Here is a 3,040-nt window from a genome sequence, read left to right on the forward strand (position 1 = left end):
CTCGCTGGGCTCATAACCCAGAGGTCGCAGGTTCGAATCCTGTCCCCGCTACCATGGTCCGGGCCCGGTGCGCATCCGCGCGCCGGGCCCGGACTCTTTCGCCCACCGGGAACCGGGGCGGTGATCCGGAGGTTGCGGCAGGGGGCGTGTCCCTGGGCCCGGCACCGAAGTGAGGCCGCGCCCCACCGGCGGACGCGCTGTGCCGGCGCCGCGGCGAATCCGTTGAGGGCGCCCCGGCGAGCCCGATCGGCGGGCCGGCGACCCCGGCACGTACACCTCCGACCGCGCCGGGCCGGCAGGACACCACCCTCCGGGCGGTCGACCGTACGCATCGGCCGCGCCCGACCGGCGGCCCGCGCCCGCCGGACGCCGTTGCCCTGCGACCTGCAGGACGGCGGCCTTCGTACCTGATCGGAGACCGGGGCGCGGTGGTCGTCAGCCGCCTCGGCCCTTCTCGCCGGCCGGGCTCAGGGGACCGCCTCGGTGGGTTCGGCGAAGTCCGGCCGGACGTCGAGGACGGCGTGCGGCCGGACCGCCGGCACTGCCGGCGGGGTCAGTGCCCGGGGTCGGCCTGGGCCGGCGCCGGTTCGCAGGCGTCCGGACCCTCAGGCAGGGAAGGCGCCGGCTCGTCCGGCGGTGGTGCGGTGAGGCGGTCGGTGAGGCGTTCCTCGAGCTGGCAGAGCAGTAGGAGGGCACCGAGAAGCGCCGGGGGCATGAGCAGCATGAGCACGAGCATGTGAGCCTCCCGAAGGGGCGGTCACGGTTCGTTTGACCCGCTGGTCGATCCGCCTACACGCTATGGCCCGCGACGGATCCCGGCACCTCGCCGGTCGGCCACCAGGCGGTCACGGCGGCAGTCCGCGGATCGTGCCGCGGTCCGCGGACTGCCGCGGGGCCTTCGTCGTTCTTGATGCTGCGGCAGGTGATCGGGTTGGCTAGTGTCGGTGTCGCAGGCGGTGTAGCCGTCGCATCCGGTCGGGCCCGGCCGTCACCTTGCCTCGCAGGGAGCTGCCGGGCCCGCTGCCGGACAGGTGAAGGGTTCGGGTGATGCCGTCGGGGGTGTCGCCGTCCTGGACCACGACGGTTGCCGCGCCGGCCGGGACCAGTCCGGTGTCCGGCTCGGCCGCTGCACTCCGGCCGACGGCAGACGGCGGCGATCGGGCGGCCGGCGCCCCGGGGCACCACCCTCCCGCCGTTGCCGCACCCCGCCGCCGGTGCCCGGCCGACATCCCCGGAAAGTCGCCCGCCCGGCCGTGCCCGGCCACCCGCCCGCACCACCACCCGCCGGGGCGGCCGCCACTCCTGCGGGTGGTGATGCGGGCGGGTGTTTGCGGCTCGCGGGCGGTGTGCAGTAGCACCCGTGCCCGGTACGCGGCCGACCGGTCCGTGCGAGGCGAGCCGCCGGTTCCGGTCCGGCATCCGCCACGGCCTCTCGCGGGCGCCGGACCGCCCCCATGGTGGTACCCCCGGCCGGGGCCACAGATCGAGGGCATCAGTTCCGCACGAAGCCCGGGCGAGGGTGCGCTCCGGGCGTGGTTGCGCGCTAGGGCAGGTCGGGCGGCCGGGTGCCGGGGCGAGGGGTTTCTGTGACGATCTCGTACAGACCTGGTCCGGCCTTGCGGAACCAGCCGCCGACGGCTTTCGCGAGCCGGGCCCGGTGGACGTCCAGGCGGTCGATCGCGACTCCGGGCGGGATCTCCACGTACTCGTGGACCATCGCGATCTCCTCCGGTGTCAGTTCGGGATCCGGCACGACGGCCTCCACGCAGGTTCGGTAAACGTTCAACCAACATACCCAGAATCTGGCATATGCCCTGAAAAGGGCATTTCATGCCGCGCTGCTCCACGCCGGCACCGGACCCCTTGACGGCGCAGGCGGCCTCGCCGAAGCCCCTGGTCCATCCGCCCGGGACTGCGCGTCCCGTCCGTTCGGCACCGGCACCGGCACCGGCACCGGCATCCGGTTCGGGGCGGTCAGGGGAGGGGTTCGGCGTGGAGGGGGCCGTGGTGGAGCGGGGTGGGGGTGAGGAGCCGGGCGGTGCCGTGGTCGGTGATTTCGACATGCAGGCGGCCGGTTTCGTCGGTGTAGATCATGTGGCCGCCGGGGCCGGTGCGGCCGGTGGCGGTGACGACCGTGCCGGTCTGCGGGGCGTGGCAGCCCGGCCGGCCGGGGAGGACGATCAGGTAGCGGTGCACGAGCGCCATCTCGGACGCTCCTTTCCGGGTCTTGCTGCGCCGCGCAGAGGTGGCGGTGTCCAGACACTACGCCCGCCCGGGCCGCCGGTGGGTCCGTGCCGGGGTCCGGTGCAGTTGCGGGTGGGCGTTCACCCGGGTGGTCGACCGGTGCGGCTGCCGGGATTGGTGCCGCAGCGGCGGAAGAAGGGCGCGTGCCGCGGGTTCGGGCGGCCGGGTGGTGGCCGTCTGCGGTTGCGGGTGCTCCGCGGTGCGGGCGGGATGGAGGACGGCCCCGTGTGAGGGCCTGCCGCGGGGGCAGGCGTCCGGGGTCCGGTGAGCCAGACCACGAGGGAGTGGGTTCGGTATGAGCAAGGTGCAGGAGACGATCGACGTGGATGTGCCGGTGAGCACCGCGTACAACCAGTGGACGCAGTTCGAGGACTTCCCGCTGTTCATGGACGGCGTGGAGGAGATCCGGCAGATCGACGACCGGCACAACCACTGGAAGACGCGGATCGGCGGGGTGTCGCGGGAGTTCGACACCGAGATCGTCGACCAGGTCCCGGACGACCACGTCAGCTGGCGGACGACCAGCGGTGAGGTGAAGCAGACCGGCATGGTGTCGTTCCAGGCGCTGGACGCCGGCCACACGCGGATCGTGATGTCGATGGACTACCAGCCCGAGGGGCTGGCGGAGAAGGCCGCGGACATGATGAACATGCTGGACCGGCAGGTGAAGGGCGACCTCAAGCGGTTCAAGCACTTCATCGAGAAGCGCGGCACCGAGACCGGCGGCTTCCGCGAGCGCCTCTGACCCGCAGCACTTGGGCCCCCGGGCCCCCGAATGTAAAACCGCGGCAGAAAT

At 73.3% G+C, this 3,040-nt stretch carries 4 protein-coding genes; 1 reads left to right on the top strand and 3 read right to left on the bottom strand.

The features are described 5' to 3' along the window. Positions 1-553 precede the first annotated feature (553 nt). The 3 genes from AB0O09_RS38675 to AB0O09_RS38685 form a co-directional block, all read right to left on the bottom strand. The gene (locus tag AB0O09_RS38675; protein ID WP_363550494.1) at positions 554-736 is read right to left on the bottom strand and encodes a hypothetical protein; all 183 of its coding nucleotides are present in this window, start codon (positions 734-736) and stop codon (positions 554-556) included. Between the two features lie 807 nt (positions 737-1,543). Continuing rightward, positions 1,544-1,753: a hypothetical protein gene (locus tag AB0O09_RS38680; RefSeq protein WP_363550496.1), complete on the bottom strand. Its 210-nt coding sequence runs from the start codon at positions 1,751-1,753 to the stop codon at positions 1,544-1,546. Between the two features lie 221 nt (positions 1,754-1,974). Beyond that, a complete protein-coding gene (locus tag AB0O09_RS38685) occupies positions 1,975-2,205 on the bottom strand; it encodes a DUF6296 family protein (protein WP_363550498.1) in 231 nt (76 codons plus the stop codon). Between the two features lie 334 nt (positions 2,206-2,539). Between AB0O09_RS38685 and AB0O09_RS38690 the strand changes: the two genes are divergently transcribed. Continuing rightward, a complete protein-coding gene (locus tag AB0O09_RS38690) occupies positions 2,540-2,989 on the top strand; it encodes an SRPBCC family protein (protein WP_363550500.1) in 450 nt (149 codons plus the stop codon). Positions 2,990-3,040 lie beyond the last annotated feature (51 nt).

The organism is Kitasatospora sp. NPDC093679 (genome assembly GCF_040683455.1).
Lineage (GTDB): Bacteria > Actinomycetota > Actinomycetes > Streptomycetales > Streptomycetaceae > Kitasatospora > Kitasatospora arboriphila.

Bases quoted from the DNA above. Each gene is read 5' to 3' on its own strand.
- AB0O09_RS38690 (WP_363550500.1), top strand. From the start codon at position 2,540: ATGAGCAAGGTGCAGGAGACGATCGACGTGGATGTGCCGGTGAGCACC.
- AB0O09_RS38675 (WP_363550494.1), bottom strand. From the start codon at position 736: ATGCTCGTGCTCATGCTGCTCATGCCCCCGGCGCTTCTCGGTGCCCTC.
- AB0O09_RS38685 (WP_363550498.1), bottom strand. From the start codon at position 2,205: ATGGCGCTCGTGCACCGCTACCTGATCGTCCTCCCCGGCCGGCCGGGC.